This is a genomic window from Allobosea sp. P4_C6, from assembly GCF_056402015.1.
The window spans coordinates 1-2771 of sequence record NZ_JBFUIF010000169.1 but is presented as its reverse complement, the minus strand read 5'-3'; the positions used below and the strand labels follow the sequence as shown (position 1 = coordinate 2771).

At 62.0% G+C, this 2771-nt stretch carries 3 protein-coding genes; all 3 read left to right on the top strand.

Annotation, left to right across the window (positions count from 1 at the left end):
• Positions 1-107 precede the first annotated feature (107 nt).
• The gene (gene rfbD, locus AC1DVA_RS27470) at positions 108-1001 is read left to right on the top strand and encodes a dTDP-4-dehydrorhamnose reductase (RefSeq protein ID WP_476807995.1); all 894 of its coding nucleotides are present in this window, start codon (positions 108-110) and stop codon (positions 999-1001) included.
• A 6-nt stretch (positions 1002-1007) separates the two neighbouring features.
• On the top strand, positions 1008-1898 hold the full coding sequence (rfbA, locus tag AC1DVA_RS27465) for a glucose-1-phosphate thymidylyltransferase RfbA (RefSeq protein ID WP_476807994.1): 891 nt from the start codon (positions 1008-1010) through the stop codon (positions 1896-1898).
• A 185-nt stretch (positions 1899-2083) separates the two neighbouring features.
• Positions 2084-2771: hypothetical protein (locus AC1DVA_RS27460; protein ID WP_476807993.1), on the top strand; the 688-nt coding region annotated here is incomplete at its 3' end.

The window sequence follows — 2771 nt, the reverse complement described above, 5'->3', positions numbered from 1 at the left end:
GCTTTGGGGATCGATTGGCTCCTGCCGCATGACCAGCTCTTGCTCTCGGAGAAGGATCGCAAGCACCCGCGCCTCGTCGACCTGCCGCGCTATTTCGATTGAGCGCCATGCGAATCGCTGTGACAGGACACTCCGGCCAGGTTGTGCTCTCCCTACTGGAGCGCGCACCCGAGGGCGTGACGGTCATCGCGCTCGGACGTCCACAGCTTGATCTCGAGCAGTTTGAGACGATTGCATCGCCGATCGCGGCGAGCCGTCCCGACATCGTCGTAAATGCCGCCGCCTTCACCGCCGTCGACCTGGCGGAAAGCGAGGAGGATGCAGCCCTGCTGGTCAATGGTACGGCCGCTGGCGAGGTCGCCAAGGCTGCGACTGCGCTGGGCATCCCGGTCATCCAGATCTCGACCGACTATGTTTTTGACGGCACCCTCGACCGGCCTTATCGCGAGGACGCCACGGTCAATCCGATCTCAGCCTATGGCCGCAGCAAGCTCGAAGGCGAGCGCACAGTCGCGGCCGCCACGTCCAACCACGTCATCCTGCGCACCGTCTGGGTCTACAGCCCCTTCGGCAAGAACTTCGTCAAGACCATGCTGCGCCTCGCCGAAACCCGCGACGAGGTCGGCGTCGTCGCCGACCAACGCGGATGCCCGACCAGCGCTCTCGACATCGCCGATGCGATCCTCGCCGTCGCGCGCAATCTGGTCGCGCGGCCTAACGACAGCACCTTGCGTGGCACGTTCCATATGGGCGCTCAGGGCGAAGCTGTGTGGGCCGATGTCGCCGAGGCGATCTTCACTGAGCGCGCACTGCTCGGTGGCGCGCCCGTGCGGGTTAAGCGCATCGCGACGTCCGACTATCCGACACCAGCAAAGCGACCGGCGAATTCGTGCCTGGACTCCGCCAAGCTCGCGACGATCCATAGCGTCAGGCTGCCGCAATGGCAGGGCGCGCTCGCAGCCTGCGTGCGCCGCCTCCTGACCACCGAACAGACGGGATAGACGACGATGAAGGGCATCATCCTGGCCGGAGGCTCCGGCACGCGGCTCCACCCGATGACTCTGGCCGTGTCGAAGCAGCTCCTGCCCGTCTACGACAAGCCGATGATCTATTACCCGCTCACGACGCTGATGCTGGCGGGTATCCGCGAGGTGCTGATCATCTCGACGCCGGATGATCTGCCGAACTTCAAGCGCCTACTCGGCGACGGATCGGACTGGGGGATGTCGCTGAGCTATGCGGAACAACCTCATCCCGGCGGGCTGGCGCAGGCCTATATCATCGGCGCCGAGTTCGTCGCTGGCGAGCCTTCAGTCCTCATCCTTGGCGACAACCTGTATTACGGCCACTCGCTGCCGGAGATGATGGCCTCGGCAGCAGCCCGGCCCAAAGGCGCGAGCGTCTTCGCCTATCATGTGYGCGATCCCGAACGTTACGGCGTGGTCGCGTTTGGCGCGACCGGCAAAGCGATCTCGATCGAGGAGAAGCCGAACGCCCCGAAGTCGAACTGGGCCGTGACTGGCCTCTATTTCTATGACGCCCAGGTCGTCGATATCGCCGCCAACCTCAAGCCTTCTCCTCGGGGCGAGCTCGAGATCACCGACGTCAACCGCGTCTATCTGGAGCGAGGCGAACTTTCGGTCGAATGCATGGGCCGCGGCTTCGCCTGGCTCGATACGGGCACACCCGACAGCTTGCTAGAGGCGGGAGAGTTCGTACGCACGCTCGAAAGCCGCCAGGGCCTGCGCATCGCCTGCCCCGAAGAGATCGCCTACCGGCAGGGATGGATCTCGGCCGGGCAACTCACCGCGCTTGGGGAGAAACTGGCGAAAGGTGATTATGGGCGGTATATCCTACAGGTTGCCAAGGATGTTCAAGTGTCCCGACGCCTAGATTAACGTGAGATGGGTAGCACTCCAGACGTGAACGCACCGTACCTTGACCAGGCGGGCTCAACTGCGACTTGCCGGTCTACTCAGTCTAAGTTACCGGAGATTTTGAAATATCCCAGCTGCGAAAGGGCGGTTTTTCGTCACCTACGTCACAACAGGCTCCAATCAATGGAGCCCCTTTGGAGAATTGAATGCTCTGGCGAAACACCGTGACGCTGTGGTGGCGTCAAAAGCGGAGTCGGCTGCAGCACTTCTACGATGATTTCCAGGACGCCGCGCGTCATGAAGGCCTCGTCGCTGCGACTACGATTATGAGCTATAGGTTGGGCCAGTTGGCCAAGTACCGGTTGCTAGCGATAGCTCGCCTGTTCCGCGCCCGGGGCCAGAAAAATCTCGCGCTRCCCGTCGCGTTTCCAAACGGGGATGCACCGCTCAAGCCCGGTGTCTTATTCGTCGGTTACGTCGAGGCAGGCCTTGGCTTGGGCGTATCGTTGAGGGGATTGATCGATTCTGCCGCCGCGACGAATGTGCCATTTGCGATCTTTCCGTTCAATGTGAATGTCGAGTCGCGCTTTGTAGGCCCGTTCCGTCCGGAACGTTACGATCTCGAGGGGCGCTACCAAGTGAACGTCATCGAGACTGCCGCCGATCAATTGCCGCTTGTCCTGCGAACCCTTGGTGACGGTCGCGTGCGGGCGAGCTATAATGTCCTGCGCACATATTGGGAACTTCCGGCTGCGCCCGAGCAATGGCGGGGGCTGCTAGARACTATCGATGAGATCTGGGCACCGAACCGGTTTGTCGCCGATGCTTTTCGCCCAATCTTTGCGCGCCCGATTTCAATCGTGCCTCCTTGTGTCGAAGCGCGAACTACTGCTC

Excerpts from the sequence above, each read along its gene's own strand:
- rfbD (WP_476807995.1), top strand. The coding sequence starts at position 108 with ATGCGAATCGCTGTGACAGGACACTCCGGCCAGGTTGTGCTCTCCCTA.